The 15,881-nt window shown below is 62.2% G+C and carries 19 protein-coding genes; 5 read left to right on the forward strand and 14 right to left on the reverse strand.

The window, feature by feature from the left end:
• Complete coding sequence (locus tag NAP1_RS13080; RefSeq protein ID WP_007165790.1) at window positions 1-978, forward strand: esterase-like activity of phytase family protein; 978 nt, start codon at window positions 1-3, stop codon at window positions 976-978.
• Window positions 979-1,052: 74 nt separating this feature from the next.
• Here the strand turns inward: NAP1_RS13080 and rpmB are convergent, their stop codons facing one another.
• Window positions 1,053-1,340 (reverse strand): 50S ribosomal protein L28, encoded by a 288-nt coding sequence (gene rpmB / locus NAP1_RS13085; RefSeq protein ID WP_007165791.1) that lies wholly within the window; start codon window positions 1,338-1,340, stop codon window positions 1,053-1,055.
• Window positions 1,341-1,549: 209 nt separating this feature from the next.
• Between rpmB and NAP1_RS13090 the strand changes: the two genes are divergently transcribed.
• From NAP1_RS13090 to NAP1_RS13100, 3 genes are all read left to right on the forward strand, one after another.
• Entirely contained in the window at window positions 1,550-1,780 is a 231-nt protein-coding gene (locus tag NAP1_RS13090) for a hypothetical protein (RefSeq protein ID WP_007165792.1), read from the forward strand.
• A 47-nt stretch (window positions 1,781-1,827) separates the two neighbouring features.
• Window positions 1,828-2,277, forward strand: a complete 450-nt coding sequence (locus tag NAP1_RS13095; protein ID WP_007165793.1) for a nucleoside deaminase — start codon at window positions 1,828-1,830, stop codon at window positions 2,275-2,277.
• A gap of 152 nt (window positions 2,278-2,429) precedes the next feature.
• A complete protein-coding gene (locus NAP1_RS13100; protein ID WP_007165794.1) occupies window positions 2,430-2,930 on the forward strand; it encodes a GNAT family N-acetyltransferase in 501 nt (166 codons plus the stop codon).
• On the opposite strand, the gene NAP1_RS13105 is transcribed toward NAP1_RS13100, so the two are convergent.
• From NAP1_RS13105 to NAP1_RS13135, 7 genes are all read right to left on the reverse strand, one after another.
• Entirely contained in the window at window positions 2,927-3,757 is an 831-nt protein-coding gene (locus tag NAP1_RS13105; RefSeq protein ID WP_040464464.1) for an STAS/SEC14 domain-containing protein, read from the reverse strand. The two genes, NAP1_RS13100 and NAP1_RS13105, sit on opposite strands and share 4 nt — an antisense overlap.
• Before the next feature lie 99 nt (window positions 3,758-3,856).
• Window positions 3,857-4,267: a phosphate-starvation-inducible protein PsiE gene (locus NAP1_RS13110; RefSeq protein WP_007165796.1), complete on the reverse strand. Its 411-nt coding sequence runs from the start codon at window positions 4,265-4,267 to the stop codon at window positions 3,857-3,859.
• A 43-nt stretch (window positions 4,268-4,310) separates the two neighbouring features.
• Window positions 4,311-5,030, reverse strand: a complete 720-nt coding sequence (locus NAP1_RS13115; RefSeq protein ID WP_241761222.1) for a ribonuclease T — start codon at window positions 5,028-5,030, stop codon at window positions 4,311-4,313.
• Window positions 5,023-5,463 (reverse strand): hypothetical protein, encoded by a 441-nt coding sequence (locus tag NAP1_RS13120; protein ID WP_007165798.1) that lies wholly within the window; start codon window positions 5,461-5,463, stop codon window positions 5,023-5,025. The genes NAP1_RS13115 and NAP1_RS13120 overlap by 8 nt, the downstream gene beginning before the upstream one ends.
• On the reverse strand, window positions 5,460-6,326 hold the full coding sequence (nadC, locus tag NAP1_RS13125; RefSeq protein ID WP_007165799.1) for a carboxylating nicotinate-nucleotide diphosphorylase: 867 nt from the start codon (window positions 6,324-6,326) through the stop codon (window positions 5,460-5,462). The genes NAP1_RS13120 and nadC overlap by 4 nt, the downstream gene beginning before the upstream one ends.
• Window positions 6,327-6,454: 128 nt before the next feature.
• Window positions 6,455-7,252: a LytTR family DNA-binding domain-containing protein gene (locus tag NAP1_RS13130; RefSeq protein ID WP_007165800.1), complete on the reverse strand. Its 798-nt coding sequence runs from the start codon at window positions 7,250-7,252 to the stop codon at window positions 6,455-6,457.
• Window positions 7,252-8,487 (reverse strand): sensor histidine kinase, encoded by a 1,236-nt coding sequence (locus NAP1_RS13135; protein ID WP_040464466.1) that lies wholly within the window; start codon window positions 8,485-8,487, stop codon window positions 7,252-7,254. Before NAP1_RS13135 ends, NAP1_RS13130 begins: the two co-directional genes overlap by 1 nt.
• Here NAP1_RS13135 and NAP1_RS16720 point away from each other — a divergent pair.
• A complete protein-coding gene (locus NAP1_RS16720) occupies window positions 8,471-8,605 on the forward strand; it encodes a hypothetical protein (protein WP_007165802.1) in 135 nt (44 codons plus the stop codon). The genes NAP1_RS13135 and NAP1_RS16720 overlap by 17 nt on opposite strands.
• On the opposite strand, the gene NAP1_RS13140 is transcribed toward NAP1_RS16720, so the two are convergent.
• The 6 genes from NAP1_RS13140 to NAP1_RS16785 all read right to left on the reverse strand — a co-directional run bounded on the left by NAP1_RS13140 (window position 8,602) and on the right by NAP1_RS16785 (window position 15,817).
• Window positions 8,602-9,588: a hypothetical protein gene (locus NAP1_RS13140; protein ID WP_007165803.1), complete on the reverse strand. Its 987-nt coding sequence runs from the start codon at window positions 9,586-9,588 to the stop codon at window positions 8,602-8,604. The genes NAP1_RS16720 and NAP1_RS13140 overlap by 4 nt on opposite strands.
• A complete protein-coding gene (locus NAP1_RS13145) occupies window positions 9,588-10,289 on the reverse strand; it encodes a DsbA family protein (protein ID WP_007165804.1) in 702 nt (233 codons plus the stop codon). The genes NAP1_RS13140 and NAP1_RS13145 overlap by 1 nt, the downstream gene beginning before the upstream one ends.
• 12 nt (window positions 10,290-10,301) lie before the next feature.
• Window positions 10,302-11,681 (reverse strand): M48 family metalloprotease, encoded by a 1,380-nt coding sequence (locus NAP1_RS13150; RefSeq protein WP_007165805.1) that lies wholly within the window; start codon window positions 11,679-11,681, stop codon window positions 10,302-10,304.
• Window positions 11,682-11,692: 11 nt separating this feature from the next.
• The gene (locus tag NAP1_RS13155) at window positions 11,693-12,652 is read right to left on the reverse strand and encodes an alpha/beta hydrolase (protein ID WP_007165806.1); all 960 of its coding nucleotides are present in this window, start codon (window positions 12,650-12,652) and stop codon (window positions 11,693-11,695) included.
• A 29-nt stretch (window positions 12,653-12,681) separates the two neighbouring features.
• Window positions 12,682-13,788, reverse strand: a complete 1,107-nt coding sequence (locus NAP1_RS13160; protein ID WP_007165807.1) for an App1 family protein — start codon at window positions 13,786-13,788, stop codon at window positions 12,682-12,684.
• A 79-nt stretch (window positions 13,789-13,867) separates the two neighbouring features.
• The gene (locus NAP1_RS16785) at window positions 13,868-15,817 is read right to left on the reverse strand and encodes a hypothetical protein (protein ID WP_007165808.1); all 1,950 of its coding nucleotides are present in this window, start codon (window positions 15,815-15,817) and stop codon (window positions 13,868-13,870) included.
• Between the last annotated feature and the right edge of the window lie 64 nt (window positions 15,818-15,881).

The raw sequence follows: 15,881 nt of genomic DNA on the forward strand, positions 1-15,881 counted from the left end.
ATGCGCGGCAAGCGGCGTTTGATCGCGGCCCTGGTCGTCGCGGCCCTTTGCGCACCGACAGTCTGGCTCCGCAGCGAGATCGTCCGAGAGAACCCGACGTCGATTGAGCTTCAGCAGATTGCCGGAGAAAGCGACATCGACGCGGCCGGCTGGCGCGTTGCCGGCGTGTGGGAATACACCACCGCTCCCAACCTGCGCTTCGGAGGCTACTCCGCGCTCCTTGCGCTCAGTAGCGGGAGATTGAGAGCCTATTCGGATCGCGGTTTCCTGTTGACGATAACCGAGCCTGACCAACCGCTTGAGCGCCCCGAGGATCGGAGTGTCTCGCGCATGCATTTTGCCGAGCCCGAGCATTACTGGATGCTCTGGGACATAGAATCCGCCACCCGCGACCCGGAGACGGGGTCATTCTGGCTTGGTTTCGAGAACACCCATGCGATCCACCGGTTCTCCGCACGCAGCGAACCTGAAGAGTTGCGGATGCTGGGCGGTGAGGTCGACTGGTACGATAATGGCGGGCTCGAAGCGATGGAGCGGCTGTCGGACGGGCGCTTCCTCGCCGTTCCAGAGGGTCGCAGCGAAGCGCTGATCTACCCCGCCGATCCGGTCGAAGGCGGCGCGCCTGAAGAGATCGCGTTCGCAAATCCGGCAAGCGATCATGCCGTGACGGACATAGCCCAGCTGCCCGATGGCAGGTTGCTGTTGCTTCTGCGCGATGTTGCCTGGGGTATCCCGCCATTCACCGGGAAACTCGCCATCGCGAACGCTCCCAAAAGCGGCATGACAGGCGAGTGGTCAGCCGAGATCCTGTTCGACCTCGACGCTGTGATACCGCCGGAAAACTATGAAGGCATTGCGGTGCGGGCCAACGGTGATGGGACGATCGCCGTGTGGATCATGTCGGACGACAATTTCTCGGTCCTGCAGCGCACATTGCTGGCAAAGCTGGTGTTCGACCCCTCGATCGAAGCGCAATAGGCTGCGCAAACGCAAAAAAGGCGTGACGGTCAACCCGCACGCCTCTCCCGCATCATTTTACGCCAAAAGGGCGATTAGGCTGCGGCGACAGCCTTCTTCAGCTCACGCTTCACCTTGAGGGCGCGCGTGGACAGCTTGTCGTCCTTGGTCTTGAGCAGCCAGTTGTCGAGGCCACCATTGTGCTCGACTGAACGAAGGCCGTGAGTCGACACGCGGAACTTGAAGCTGCGGTCGAGCTTTTCGCTCATCAGCGTGACGTTCTGCAGGTTGGGCAGGAAGACGCGCTTGGTCTTGTTGTTGGCGTGGCTGACATTGTTGCCAACCTGGCGACCCTTGCCGGTCAGTTCGCAAATACGCGACATGGTATCTCTCGTCTCGTTCAATATGCGTGAGGCTCACCGGTCGAATCGGCGCGCCGTGGAAAAATTCGGGTTATCCCGGAAAGCGGCGCACATACGTTTGAGGGCACCAAAGGTCAAGTTGGAACCTTATGGTGGCACCAAACGTTTATGTCGAGAATGTGGCCGAGTTCGTCTAAGGACCGGTCCTTCGTTCTTTTCTGGAGGAATACATGAAAAAGATTATTGCTGCTGCTGCACTGACTGCTGCGACTTTCGGCCTTGCCGCTTGCGACGTCGAACAGACCGAAGAAGCCGAACTTCCCGAAGTCGAGGGCGGTAACCTGCCCGAATATGACGTCGACGCAGCTGAAGTATCGGTTGAAGGCGACACCGAGACCGTCGAAGTTCCGACGCTCGACGTCGATGTCGAAGAAGCTGACGCTGGCGAGCCGGGCGAATAACCCCAACCAGCTTGACTTAATCAAGAGAGGCCGGGACAGCGCAGATCATGCGTTTCCCGGCCTCTTTCATGTCTAGCGCGCTTTCCCTGGCGCGCGCCGCCAGCGAGCTTGGCGAAGTGCCGATTGGCGCTGTGGTCGTAAAGGACGGCAAGATCATTGCCGAGGGACACAACGAAACGCGCGACCAGAACGATCCGACAGCCCATGCCGAGATCGTGGCGATTCGCCGCGCCGCCGCCGCACTCGGAGATGACCGGCTGACGGGCTGCGATCTGTGGGTGACGCTGGAGCCTTGCGCGATGTGCGCGGGCGCCATCGCGCATGCCCGCATCGCGCGTCTTTACTATGCTGCAAGCGACCCCAAAGGCGGCGCGGTAGAACACGGCGCGCGCGTGTTCGAGCAGGAACAATGCCTCCACCGGCCCGAGGTTTATTCAGGGCTCGGCGAAGAAGAGGCAGCAGACATGCTGCGCGGGTTCTTTCGCGAGCGTCGCTGAAGGCTGCAAGTTGACGGGTCGCAGGCGTGACCTATGCTGAGCCCCTCTCACAGGGGACGCACCGTGTTGGTTTGATCGCTCATCGAAATCGCAAACAATCACCTTGACCGCCCGGCCTCTCGCGTTCGGGCGGGATTTACGATGAGGCAATCATGAGCAATTTTGAATTCAGCATCCGCGCCTTCAAGGCCGCGGACAAACCGGCAGTCCACCGCGTCCGTATCGCCGCTTTCGCGCCAGTCTTCGCATCCTTCCGGGAGCTCGCAGGTCCCGAAATCGCTCCTCTCCTCTTTGCCAAAGCCGAAGAGGCGCAGGGCGCATGGCTGGACAAGATATGCGGCGAGGCATCGGCGGGCCACAGCGTTCACGTCGCCGTTTCAAGCGGCGAGGTCGTTGGCTTTTGCGATCACAGTTGCAACGCCGAGACCCTGATCGGCGAGATCGGTTTGAACGGCGTCCACCCCGACTTCGCTGGCGGGGGAATTGGCGCGGCGCTTTATGAAAACGCGTTTGCACTGATGCGATCGGCTGGGATGAAGGTGGCGGTTGTCTCTACCGGAGGAGACACAAGCCACGCTCCGGCCCGCGCGGCTTACCGCAAAACGGGCTTCGATCGAGCGATCCCTTCGGTTCAGCTTAGCCGAAGCCTCTAAGCACCGACAGATTGCGTGGCTTCTTCGCGGAGCCACGCGATCGCGTCGTCCTGATCGTCCAGTTCAAAGCTCTTGATCTCAGGCTTTACCAATACGCTGAATGTGCTCGCGAGGTTGCGGATCCAGGCTGGGCCGCCGACGATGGCATAGCGTTCGATCTTTTTCATCAATTCAAGCTTGCCCGCCATGACTTCGCGGCTGATCGCGGCGTCCGGGTCAAAACCGTGCCAGCGCTTGATCACGATCATCAGGTTTGAGCATTCCGGGTCTTCGAGCGAAGCGCGCACCAGTGCCACGCCGCGTTCGGATTCTTCGCGGTCGAGCCTGCCGGTGAGCTCGAAAGCGGCAATGCCGGGGGCATCGATGTAGAGCGGGTGAAAAGCGCCCTTATGCGGTTCGTCAGCCTCTTCCATGATCCAAGCGCGCGCGGCGTCAGCTTCATCTTCGTCATAGACTTCATAGACGACACCTGGGAGCAGCGCACTTTCCAGCCGCGCGGCTGTCCTGATCCATTCTTCATCGGACACGATCGCAATCCGGTCTAGACCGTAAATATACTTCATGAAGGTGCCCATGTGGCCGAGCTCTTCGACCACCGAGGCTAAGGAAAAGCCCGCCATGGCTGTCACGTCGATCAGGAGATGGCCGCCCTTTTCGGCGGAGGCGTTCTGATCCTTCACGAAGTCGAGCAGGGTTTTTACATCGTCTTGCTGGAACTGGGCCATGACGACGATGCGGTGGGCGTGCGGTGCGAGGCGTTCGATGTCTAGCATGGCCGCCATTGTACCACGGATCAGCGTGCCTTCCTTGATCGACGTCAATGCCACGTTGCGGACTTGGCGCCGCCACTCTGGCAAGCCTTTTTTGCGCAACCGACCATCGCATGCGATGCGGGTTATAATGGCTTTAACCCGAGGGAGGAGAAGCTAGGCTTCCTTGCTGTGCGAAAGGACGAGCGCCGCGATGGAAAGCAGCAGGATCGCGCCTGCTTCGAACACCACGTTTTCCGGCGCCATGTCCTTGCCCTGCAACACGATCAGCCGGGCGATGGCGGTGATCGCGATGAAGATCGGGTAGATGAAGAAGGTGCCCTTGCCGGTGTAGTAGACCGCGATCATCCCGATGACTTCGGTGTAGAGAAACATCAGCAGGATATCTGCAAGGTTGATCGAACCGCGCTCGTAGACGGTGACCACTTCGACCCCGGCTGCAAGCACGGTCATGCCTGCAACGAAGATGAGAAGCAGCCGCTCCACCAGCATGAAGGCCCGATCGGCGGTGGTTTCCGGGGCGCTGAGCCGTGATTGACGCTCGGTCGTGGGTTTCTGCTCAGCCATGCCGCGATTGTAGCGCGAAGTGGGTATAGCAGGCCAGCTGGTTCTACAGCCCCCGCCAGATCCTTGCCGCCACGTCATCGCGCGCGCCGAAACGCGCATCGTCGCACCGCGTAGGGCGAAAGCGGCGGGAGTAGCAAAGGCGTATCTCCTGCAGCCAGCCGCGTTCGTTTAATTTCACGCCGACGTGAAACGCTTGCCAGCTCGATCCGTTGGCATCGGCGAAGGCCTGGCGGATGCGGCCTGCGGTCAGGCCCTCTTCGCGGCTGATCCGATCGTAATCTGGGATACGGAGGCTGTCCCACAGGATGCGGGTGACGCCGAGATAGGTTTCCGGGCGCCTCGTCATGCAGCTGCCGTGCTTGGCCCACTGCCGCGCGATGAGGCGCGCAGAGGGCATCATGCACATATGCTCGCGGATTTGCGCAGGGGTCAGGCGGCTTTGCGCAGCGCACCATTGCGGCCAGCTCCCGCGCGGCGATTGGGGCCAAAGGCCGTGAACGACAAAGCCGAAACGCCCATTTTCACCGCTGCACTGGACGCGATGAGCGCGGCTGTCCTCGCGCGGTTTGCAGAACTCTGGCGACCAGCTGAGCGCGAGGGTGTAGCCGGTGACAGGCGTGTCCCGCCTTGCGCCGTCAGGGGCAATCTGCGGGACGCTGGAGACCTGCGGCGTGCGGCATTGATAGGCCTGTGCGTTTGCGAGTGCCGGGACGCTTGCAAGGATGAGTACGCAGCCAGCTGAAACGAGCCTTCCCTTAAGCAAGCGCGGCCTCCGGGCGGCGACCATTTCGCTCCAGCCAGCGCGAGGAAGCGCGGCTGTGCAGGAGGGCGATGGCGGCAATGACGGCAAGCGCCTCGAGCAGGTCGAGCGGGCTCTGGACGAGGTCGGTGACCGCCGACCATACGGTCAGCAAATGCCACGGGAGGGAAATCGCGAACATGACCGTGACGATGGTACGAGCCGTGCGGCTGGCAAAGAACCAGACGGCCACGACTGGTATGAGAACGATCGTGAACATCGCAGAGGCAAAGACGATCACCGTTTCGCGGGTCCAGTCGATAATCGGAAACAAGTACTCATAAGACGACGGATCTATAAAGAGCAGGCTCTCGATGAGATCGGACAGGCCTGCAGCGATTGTCAGCAGCGCGAAGCCATGGATCGAAGCAGGTCGCGGGTTTCTGGCCAGGCTCACAGCGGTTTGAAGTCCAGACCGACGTCTGCCGCTGGCGCGCTCTGGGTCAAGCGTCCGACCGAGCAATAGTCGACCCCGCTTTCGGCCTTGGCTGCGATGGTGTCGAGGTTGATCCCGCCCGAAGCCTCCGTCTTGGCGCGCCCGTTTACCAGTGCGACCGCTTCCTTGAGCATCACCGGCGACATGTTGTCGAGCAGGAGGTGATGCGCGCCCGCTTCGAGCGCGGGTTCGATCTGGTCGATCCGGTCGACCTCGCAGATAATCGGACTGACGCCCGCCTCGCGAGCGCGGGCGACCGCTTCGCCGACGCTGCCTGCGACCGCGACGTGGTTGTCCTTGATCATGGCGGCGTCCCACAGGCCCATGCGGTGGTTCTGCGCGCCGCCCTGTCGCGTGGCGTATTTCTCGAGCGCGCGCAGACCGGGAAGCGTCTTGCGCGTATCGAGCAGCACGCATTTGGCGCTGCCCACGCTCATCGCTGCGACATAATCGCGCGTCATCGAAGCGATGCCCGAAAGGTGCTGAACAATGTTGAGAGCGCTTCGCTCTGCGGTCAGGAGCGCGCGGGCATTGCCTTCGAGGTGCATGAGGTCTGCACCCGGCTCCACCGCATCGCCATCGCTGACAAGGCTGCGGACGGTGCAGTGCGGGTCGAGATGGCGGAAGATTGCTTCCGCCAGCGGAAGGCCTGCGACCACGATGGCATCGCGGCTGTCCATGACGCCTGCAAAGCGCGCGTCTTCGGGGATCACGCTTTCTGAAGTGACATCGCGCCCGCCACCCTCAAGCCCCTCGCCAAGATCCTCGGCAAGCGTTTCGCGGATGAATTTGTCGAGGTCGAAACCGACTAACCCAAATGACATATCAGCCCCAATATCGTCATCGCGAGGGGCAAAGCCCCGTGGCGATCCATGGCGCGCGCTCTCGGTTTAGAGCACCGCTCCATGGATTGCTTCGTCGCTATCGCTCCTCGCAATGACGAGGATTGAGGTCAATGCACAAAGCGCGCGACCACATCGCGATATGACCGGCTCACCTTCACCTCTGCGCCCGAATCGAGCACCAGGAAGCATTCGCCGTTCGTGTGCGGTTTCACCTGCCGCACCTGGTCGAGATTGACGATCCAGCTCCTGTGCACGCGCTGGAAAACGCGCGGGTCGAGGCGGCGTTCGAGGTCCTTCATCGTCTCGCGCAGGATCAGCGAGTTCTCGGCGGTGTAGATGCACATGTAGTCGCCCGCGGCCTCGATGCGTTCGATCTGGTCGACCTCGACGCGGAAGATCTGGCCGCGATCCTTGACGTTGATGAGCTTTTCGAAGCGATCTGCGCTTTCGGCGCTATCGCCGCCAAAGTCCGCCGCGCGATCGGGCGCAACTTCGGCGAGCACGTCCATCAATTGTTCGGCATCCTCAGCCGACTTCTTCTCGGCAAGGCGCTGGCGAACGCGTTCGACCGTGTCGGCGAGCTTGTCTTCGTCGACCGGCTTCATGAGGTAGTTGACCGCATTGGCTTCGAATGCGCGGATCGCGTGTTCCTCGAATGCGGTGACGAAGACGAACAGCGGCGGTTCGATCTCCATCACGCCTTTGACGACCGAAAAGCCGTCGAATCCGGGCATCTGGATGTCGAGAAAGACGAGGTCGGGCTTCTCGGTCTTGATCTTGCGGATGGCCTCGCGCCCGTTCGAGCAGGTGTCGATCACCTCGACATCCTCGAACGCCTTGAGCCTTAACTCGAGGCCTTGAATGGCCAGCTTCTCGTCGTCGACGATGATGGTGCGAATTGTCATTATGTGTTCCCGATTGCGCGTTGGGGGTTGAGGGCGACCACGTTGTCCGGCGTTTCATTTGCGGGGGACGCGGATTTCGCGGGTCTGCCTTTTGATGCCGCTGAGGGAGCGGATTGCGATTTCTCTACAGGTTCAAAGGGGATCTCGATCAGCACGGTGAACCCGCCGCCGGGCTGTGAGGTGGTTTCGAAGACGTGATCCTCGCCGTAGCCTTGCATCAACCGATTGCGGATGTTTGCAAGGCCGACGCCGGTCGAAACCGGCTTTCCGGCGCCTTCGGGCAGGTGTTCTAGCATAGAAAGCTGAACGGGACCTTCGATGCCCGGCCCGGTATCCTCGACCGCGATGCGAAGCCGCTCGCCAATCACGCGGGCGGTCAGCGAGATGCGCGCGCCTTCCTCCTGCGGGCTGACGGCGTATTTGATCGCGTTCTCGATCAGCGGCTGAAGCAGCATTGCCGGAAGGCACGCATCCATCGCCGCATCGTCGATCTCGAAATGGGTGCGCAGGCGCTCTTCGAAACGCATGCGTTCGATGTCGAGATAGAGCTTGAGCGTCTCGACCTCCTGCGCGAGCGTCACCTGGCTGCCCGGCTCGGTGATGAGCGTATGGCGAAGAAAGCCCGACAGACGCGTCAGCATAGCGTTGGCAGGCTCGGTCTGCTTGAGCAGCACCAGCGTGCTGATCGAATTCAGCGTGTTGAACAGAAAGTGCGGATTGAGCTGATAGCGCAGCATGGCGAGCTGCGCGGCGGTGGTCTGAGCCTCAAGCCTTTCGAGCCTGTCGGCCTGTTTCTCGACCGTCAGGAAGAAGTTGATGGCGTAGTAAAGCGCGCTCCATGCGCCCAGCAGCGTCAGCGGAATGAAGGACAGCCCGATAAAGCGCTGGGCAAAGGTCGTCTCGCGCGCGGCGCCGTAATAGAGGCCCTGCAGCCACGCATCGATGCTCGCATAGACGATCACCGCACCCATCAGCGCGACAGCCGATCCGCCCCAGGTGACGATGGGCTGGCGGTCGATCAATTGGCGATAGATGACCGACAGGATGAGGCTGATCGAAAAGCCGGTAACTGTGGTCACGACCAGCACCGCGAGCAGGTTCAGAGGCTGGTCGTTGGCAACCGCGACGACTGTACGGAGCAGGAAATAGCCGCCCCAGCCTGCAAGCTGCAGGTTCCAGAACGCACGGTTCTTGCTCGCGAAAAAGGGCGCAGGCTGGATGCGCATCATCGACATGATGCCTCATGTAGCCGATTTTTCGGTTCGTCGCATGGTCTATTGCGCCACGCGGCGGCGGTGGGCGCATATGCGCAACCGCCTGCCGCAGTTTCACGAGCGTTTGGCCGCGCGCTAAAGCCCGGCGTCCGGATCGACCTCGCGGCGAAAATAGGCTCGCCAGTCGGCCTTGCCGGTCTGCTCAATCAGAGCGCGGATCGTGGGGATTTCTGCCGCGATGAACTCCGCGCGCTCGTCCCAGCCATCATGCGTTCGCCCGCGCAGCAGCCCGCCATCGTGGCGCTTGCCCCATGTCTCCATGAAAGTCTGCGCCGCGACCGGATCGTAGCCTGCATTGGCCATGAGCCATGGCATAAGCCGGTCAGCCTCGCGCTCGGTCCGGCGCACATTGCGGCGTCCGCGTCCATTGCGGTCGAGCCATGCGGTGTGGCCGAGGAAATTGTGCGCAAGCTCATGCGCAACAACGCCCGCAAACACGTCTTCGTCGTAGGAGAATGCTTCGAACTTGATCCCGATCACCACCCGCTCGCCATCTGCAACCGCCTTGCGGCCATCGCCCATGAGCTCGAAACGCGTGGCGCAGACGGGGACCGCTGCGGGGTTCGCTACGTCGCCGTCGGCGAAGGCGATTTTGATCGAGCCGGCACCTTCAAGCTGTGCGTCGACATGGTCGTGCGCCCGCTTGAGCCGCGCCCAGTCGAGGCGGTCCTCCGCCTCCCATCTGTTCGGGTCGAGCGCGCCGAGCGCGACCACTTCGCGGTTCTGAGCAAACGCTCCGCTTGTCCCCGCAGGCGATCCACGAGCCGCGGTCTGCACCGCGAAATCGCCGGTCATGCCGAGCGCACGGCGTGCGATTGCTGGCCCTCCATAGCTGGCCAAGTCCTGCAATTGCAGGCCGATCGACGGGATCACCCGGTCGCAGAAATCGGCGTTGCCGCGCACCAGCTTCCAGCCCACATCCTGAAGGCGCTGGTCGAAACGTTGGTAGTTCTCGATTGCAGCGCGCTCGGCAGCAAGGTCGATGCGGTCCCAGTTAACCTCGGCCCTAGCTGCAACGGGCAGCGCGAGGAGACACAGCGCCGGGATTAGGCGTGCGACCATCAGCTGTCCGCTTCGTCGAGCGCTTCCTTGAGGGCCTCATAACCGACCGCTCCGCCAAACGGGGTCTCCCCCGCGATAAAGGCAGGCGTTCCGGAAAAGCCGAGGCTCTGCGCGAAGGTCAGATTGCGCACGAGTTCGAGGCTGACAGCTTCGCTCGCAGCGTCAGCCCGCGCCTGCTCCATGTCGAGGCCGATCTGGCGCGCGGCGGTTTCTACGCCGAGCGGCGAGGTGTCGCCAAGGTCGAACATGGTCTCGTGAAATTCGCGGTACTTGCCCTGCATCCCTGCGGCGAGAGCCATGCGGGCGGCGTCTTCGCTGCCCTGAAAGATCGGCCACTCGCGCATAATGACCTTGAGGTCGGGGTCTTCGGCGACGAGTTTCTGCACATCGGCGAGACTCGCCTCGCAATAGGGGCAATTGTAGTCGGTGAACTCGATCAGCACCTTGGAACCTTGCGGATTGCCGATGATCGCGCCGGGGAAGGGGGTGAAGAGCTCGTCCCCCACCGAAGCGAGGCGTTCGCGCGCCTGCTCGTCCGACAGAGCCTGCGCGACGTCCTGAAGGATCGAGGGGTTCTCCATCAGGTAAGTGCGCGTGCGATTGTCCGCGAGGCCCGCATAGGACCAGGCGGCTGCACCGAGAAAACCGAAGATGAGCGCGGTGATCGCGGTCAGGAGCGAATTCTTGAAGGTGTTATCCATTGGGGCCCACGTTTAGCGGCTGTCGCGAATCCGTTCCAGCGCGGCGCGCGCCTGAAGCGAGATATCCTGTGCGCGGATCCAGTCGGGCGAGCCGACGGGCAGTCCCGCCTCGGCGGCCTGCGCGCTGCGCAAGGCCTCGGGGTAGCGGCGGCTCATCACCTGCTGTTCGGCGCTGGCGAGGCGCGCACGCGGAATGTCGCCGCGCGCGGCGTAGACCACGCCGAGCTGATACCAGGCAAACGGATTGAACCGGTCGCGCGAGACGGCAGAGCGCAGGACGCGTTCCGCCTCATCGAAATTGGCCTCGTCTTCGGTTGCGATCAGCGCATGGCCGAACATCCCGGCGATCAGCGGCTGGCCGAGTGTAAGGTCGACCGCGCGGCGAAGCGGCTGAAGCGCATCTGCGGGGCGGCCCGATTCGAGCAGGATTTGGCCCTTGAGCTCGAGGAAGTACGGATTGTTAGGTTCGGTTCCGAGCAGCGAATCCGCCTCAGCCACGGCTTTCTCGACCTGCGCGTCCTTGTGATAGGCGTAGGCGCGGGCATAGCGTGCAGGTACGCTCTGGTCGCTCTCCGGGTAACGTTGCATCACACGCTGCGGCTCAGCGAGGTAGCCGTAAAGCTTGGCCTGCGCGGCGAGGAAGCGTTCCTGCAATTCCGGATCGGGCGGCGTGTCCCATGACGCGTCTTCCTGCAACAGGCCTCGGAGGGTTTGAATGCGATCGCCGGCGAGCGGGTGAGTGCGCCCGTAAGACGCGGCTTCGGACTGGCTGAAACCGCGGCGGATTTCCATGTCGCGCAGTCGGTCGAAGAAATCGAGCATGCCCTTGCCCGAAATGCCTGCGCCCGAAAGGTAGCGCGCGCCGGCAAGGTCGGTTGCGGCTTCCTGATTGCGGTTGAAGGCGAGGAAGCTGCCGACAGCGGCCTGCTGTCCGGCCAGCACTGCGCCCAACGCCGCATCGCCCGCACCTGCAAGCGCGGCGCCCACTCCGAGTAGCAGCGAAAGGATCGTGATCCCCTGGGCAGCGCTCGTGCGTTCGTTGAATCGGACAACGTGGCCTGCGGTGATGTGGCCAAGTTCGTGCGCGAGAACGCCCTGCACCTCGTTAGCGGTTTCCGCCGCATTCAGGAGCCCGGCATGGACATAAACGACCTGGCCGCCGGCAACGAAAGCATTGATCGAGTTGTCGTTGATCAGCACGATCTCGACGTTTTCCGGCTCAAGCTCGGATGCCTCGATCAGCGGATATGCCATATCGCGCAGCAGCTCTTCGGTCTCCGCATCGCGCAGGATCGACTGCGCGGAAACCGGCTGGACCGCCATCGCACAGGCGGCAAAGAATGCGAGCGCGTAAGCGGCTAGCGAGCGGGCGGGGATCAGGACGGGGCGCATCGAGCGTGGTGCTAACCCGTTTCGTCCTGAACGGGAACTGAAACCTCGTCGCGTGTCGTCGCAACGTCGCGTGCCTCGTTGGTCACGGCTATCGCGAAGCCGGAGACGAGGTCGAAGAAGTCGCTGTTGCCGCGCCATGGGGCGGCGAGGCTGACGATAGGCCCGTTATGGTCCATCTCTTGGGGAAGAATGGTGAGCGCCTGGCCGCCCGCAGCCTCCAGTTTCTCGGCAAGCACCCGTGCATTGCGCGCTCCGACCAGCTCGTCCTTCTGGCCGTTGATCAGAAGCATCTGCGGTGCATCGGCGCTCACATGGTTGATCGGCTGGGTTGAACCTGCGTCCTCGACATGGCCGAAGGCGGCAATGGTCGAATCGCTTTTGAACGGCGCGAAGTCGTAAGGGCCCGCCATCCCGATCACGCCGGAAATATCGGCAGGAGAGTGCCCGTGCGCGGCAAGCCAGCGATCCTCGAGCGCGACCTGTACGACGTTGTAAGCGCCTGCTGAATGCCCAGCGAGCACGATCCGTTCCGGATCGCCGCCATGTCGGGCGATGTTGGCCTTGGTCCAGGCAATCGCGCTTGCGGTGTCCTCGAGCATTCCGGGATAGACGCCGTCTTCGCCCAGGCGATAGCCTGCGAGAACGACGATGAACCCTTCTGGCACAAATGCTCTACCAAAATATCCATAAGTGCCCGGATCGCCGCTGCGCCAGCCCCCGCCATGGACGAAGACAAGCACCGGGCGATCATCGCCGGCCGCGTCTTCCGCGCCCCAGACGTGCAGTTTTTGCGCGGGGTGGGAGCCGGTGGAGGCAACTTCGAGCTCGCTGGCGCCGCCGTCCCCCCCAGCCACGCGGTCGATCGCCGTCAGCAATGCCGGGCCGTTGCGCGACAGGGTCATGGTCAGATAGGCGCCGAAGCCAATGCCTATGACGGCAATCACGCCGAGGATGGTCAGAAATGTCTTCACTCGTCGTGTCTCCGTTCGCGCGCTGTCAATCAGCCCGGTGTTCCCTCGCTGGCCGTGCGGACCAGCCGTTCGACCCCGCCTTCGAAATCGAGCCCGGTTTCGGCAAGAAAATCGGCAGCCGAGCTGTAATCGCCGCCTGTCCATAGCGGAACATCGGCCTTTTCGATCACCTCTTTTGCGTGAAGTTCCTCATCGCTCAAGGGTTCGCCCGCGACTGACCGAATGAAGACTGCCGCGATTCGGCCCGGATGCGCCTTTACGATGCTGCCAAAAGCGGAGAGGTCTTTCTGCGTGTCGTCGCCGATGAGCGCGAATTTGAGGTTTGGGAAGGTCGCAAGGATTCGCTCGATCGCATCGCGCTTGTGCGAGCCGTGCCCTTCCTTGCCCAGTGTCTTGCGGTTGAAGCCCCAGTCGCGCAGCATCACCGGCCCAAGCGGTAGCCCGCGCTCGCGCTTGAAGGTGACGAGATAGGAAAACAGGTTCCACGGGCTCGACGAGACGTAGAAGACCGGGCGAACGCGCGCTTCGGGCGCAAGCTCGTCGATCGCCTTTGCAGGTTCACGTGCGCCTGCCGGATTGCCGCCAATCGCTGCGTAAAACGCGCTCGCCCCCGGTACGATCACGCGCTGCGACGGCATTTGCGCCATGACCCTTTTCCAGTTGCGCGCGATCTTGCGGAAATTGCCCGTGATCCCGGTCTCGAGGATCGTGTCGTCGATATCCGAGATGATGCCCAGCTGCGTCTCGCTTCCCGGCGTAAGGATATAGGCCGAAGCCTCCTCTCCCTCGCCCCAGCGCAGCGTCGCCTTCTCCCACCGGGTGCGCTTGGGCGGAATAAAGGGTGCGGGCAGTTCGAGGTCGAAACGCGCAAAGCCCTCCGGCCCGGTCACGGCAGTATGGGTAACGCTCGGAGCATCGCCGTAGCTGTATTCGAGTTCAACTGGCAGGCCCGGGACCTCGTGGCTCATATATTGGCGCACCATGGTCGAGAAATCGCGCCAGAAGCTGCGGTTTTCGAATTCAGGTTCCCGCGAACGGATTGCGCGCGCATTTATGGTGAGGCGCGACGCGTTGCGATAGCCGAAGAAAGGCTGCACGCGCACAGGTGCGCGGCGGGAGAGAGGGCCGATGGGCATGTGAGCACCGGGTAACCGGGCCCGCCCTCAAGGCCAAGCGTTTATAGCGCAAATGCGGCGTGAGGTATCGCCGAAGCGATCAGCCTACGAGGCGTTTGCCTGCCTTCTCGATGAGCTTCACGTCGTCGTCGATCTCGCCGATCAGCGCGACATTGCCCTTGCCGTCGCGGCGGACCATGACGAGCGAGAATTCCGGACCTTCGCCCGAGAGCGCTTCGAGCGTGAGTTCTTCGAGTTCGCGCAGCTTCTTTGCGAGCTGTGCGCGGACATCGCCCTCGGCTTCGACTTCCTTGCCGGCCTCTTCGCGGCGCAGGCGGCGTTCAGCCGCGACGACGCCCTTGAGACCGCCATCGGCCTTGCCGAGGAAGCCAGCAAGGCTCCCACGATCCAGCCCGATACGATGCGCGTGGCTGAGCACGGCTGCGTATTCGGTGAGGCGGGTCTTGTCGTAATCGTGACCAAAGACGAGCTTGACGATCGGCGTCATCGGCGCGCGGTCCTGGACCGTGAGGCCGCTGTCCTCGATCAACTCTTCATAGGCTTCCGGCTCATCCTGGGCCGCCAGCGAGAAATCGTAGGCACGGCCAACAGCGGCATAAAGCGCGTTGCGGGTGCGGTCTTCTGATACGCTTGCCGTCTGTGCGAGTTCGCGCGCAGCGGCGAGGCAATCGTACAGGTCTGCATCCTCGCCGAGTTCGCTCTGCGCGACTACGGGAGCTGGGTCCGGTGCGCGTACAGGTGCCGGGGCAGACTGCGGCTGTTCTTCAGCCTCGACGACTTGCGGTGCTTCGACCTCTTCAGGCTCCGGCTCGCTGAGAGCGTCTTCTTCGGCCTCAGCCGCTTCTTCTACCGCTGGCTCTTCGTCAGTGGCGACAGCTTCGAGGCCCGAAAGGTCGAGCGGATCGACGATGCCGGCGCTTTCCTCGAGGCTCTCGTCGTTCGCCAGTTCGGCTTCGGCTTCAGGTTCGCTGACAGGTTGCTGTTCGAGGTCTACGCGGTAGTCTTCCGGGTCAAACCGTTCAGCGTCGAGGTCGACCGCTTTCTTGGTCGGCGCATCGATGTAGTCGGAAAGCGAGGCGAAGCTGTAGCCGGCGCCATCGTCTTCTTCCTCGTCCAGTTCGCCATACTCGTCGAGCTCGTCTTCATCATCGAGCGAGAACTGGCCGAAATCGGGGAAGGGCAGGTCATCGCCCTGATCATCGTCGTGCGACTGGTCGCCGATCAGATCCGAACCAAGGTTCGCAATATTGGCAAGTTCGGCAGGGTCTTCGTCGATATCGGCAGGATTCTGAAGCTCCGGCTCTTCGGCTTCTTGCGAGCCTTCATGCGAGGGCGCATCAGCCCATTCGGTGAGCGGGTCGGAGTGATGCTTGTGCGGCGTGTCTTCTTCGACTTCGGCTTCTTCGGCATCGCCCTGTTCGATGGCCTGGTCGATTTCGAGTAGCAGTTCGTCAGCGGTGGCGGCGTCCGCCATCTCTTTCCAGTTGATCACACCGTAGATGAAATCGATCGTCTCATCATCGCTGGAGAACGGCAGAAGGATACCGCGATACAGGATCGAGGAGCCGCGCTGATTCACGAATTCCGCCTCGAAGCCGATTGGCGCCTGATTGGCGAGGATTTGCATGTAGTGGTCAGTGATGCGGCTCAGCAAAGAGCGCGGCGGGACGTCGGACAGACGCTCGATCGCCGAAATGTTGTCGGTCCCGCATTCCTCGGCGAGAACGTCTCCGAGATACTGGACCACCGGGTCTTCGATGCCGGAAGAAAAATCGAGCAGGACCGAATAGGGTCCGAAATCGGGAAGATTGTGTGGCTCGAGGTCTTCGATTGACGGGAAGGTCGCCTCGCCCAGCAGGCTGGCCCAGTGATTGTAGGCGCGCACCTGCATGCGGCGCTCATCCTGGCCGATGGCCTCAGGCGGCAATTCGCGCACGGCCTCTTCGTCGGGTCCAGAAGTATCTGCACCCCAATCGTCGCTGTCGTCAGCAGGAAGTTCGCTGTCGAAAGTACCCCGAAGATTGTCCATGGCTCGGCTCTTGCCCCTTGAAAAACGCCTGTTCATCGCGGTTTTGAAGGGACGTGGTAAACAT

Source organism: Erythrobacter sp. NAP1 (genome assembly GCF_000152865.1).
Taxonomy (GTDB): domain Bacteria; phylum Pseudomonadota; class Alphaproteobacteria; order Sphingomonadales; family Sphingomonadaceae; genus Erythrobacter.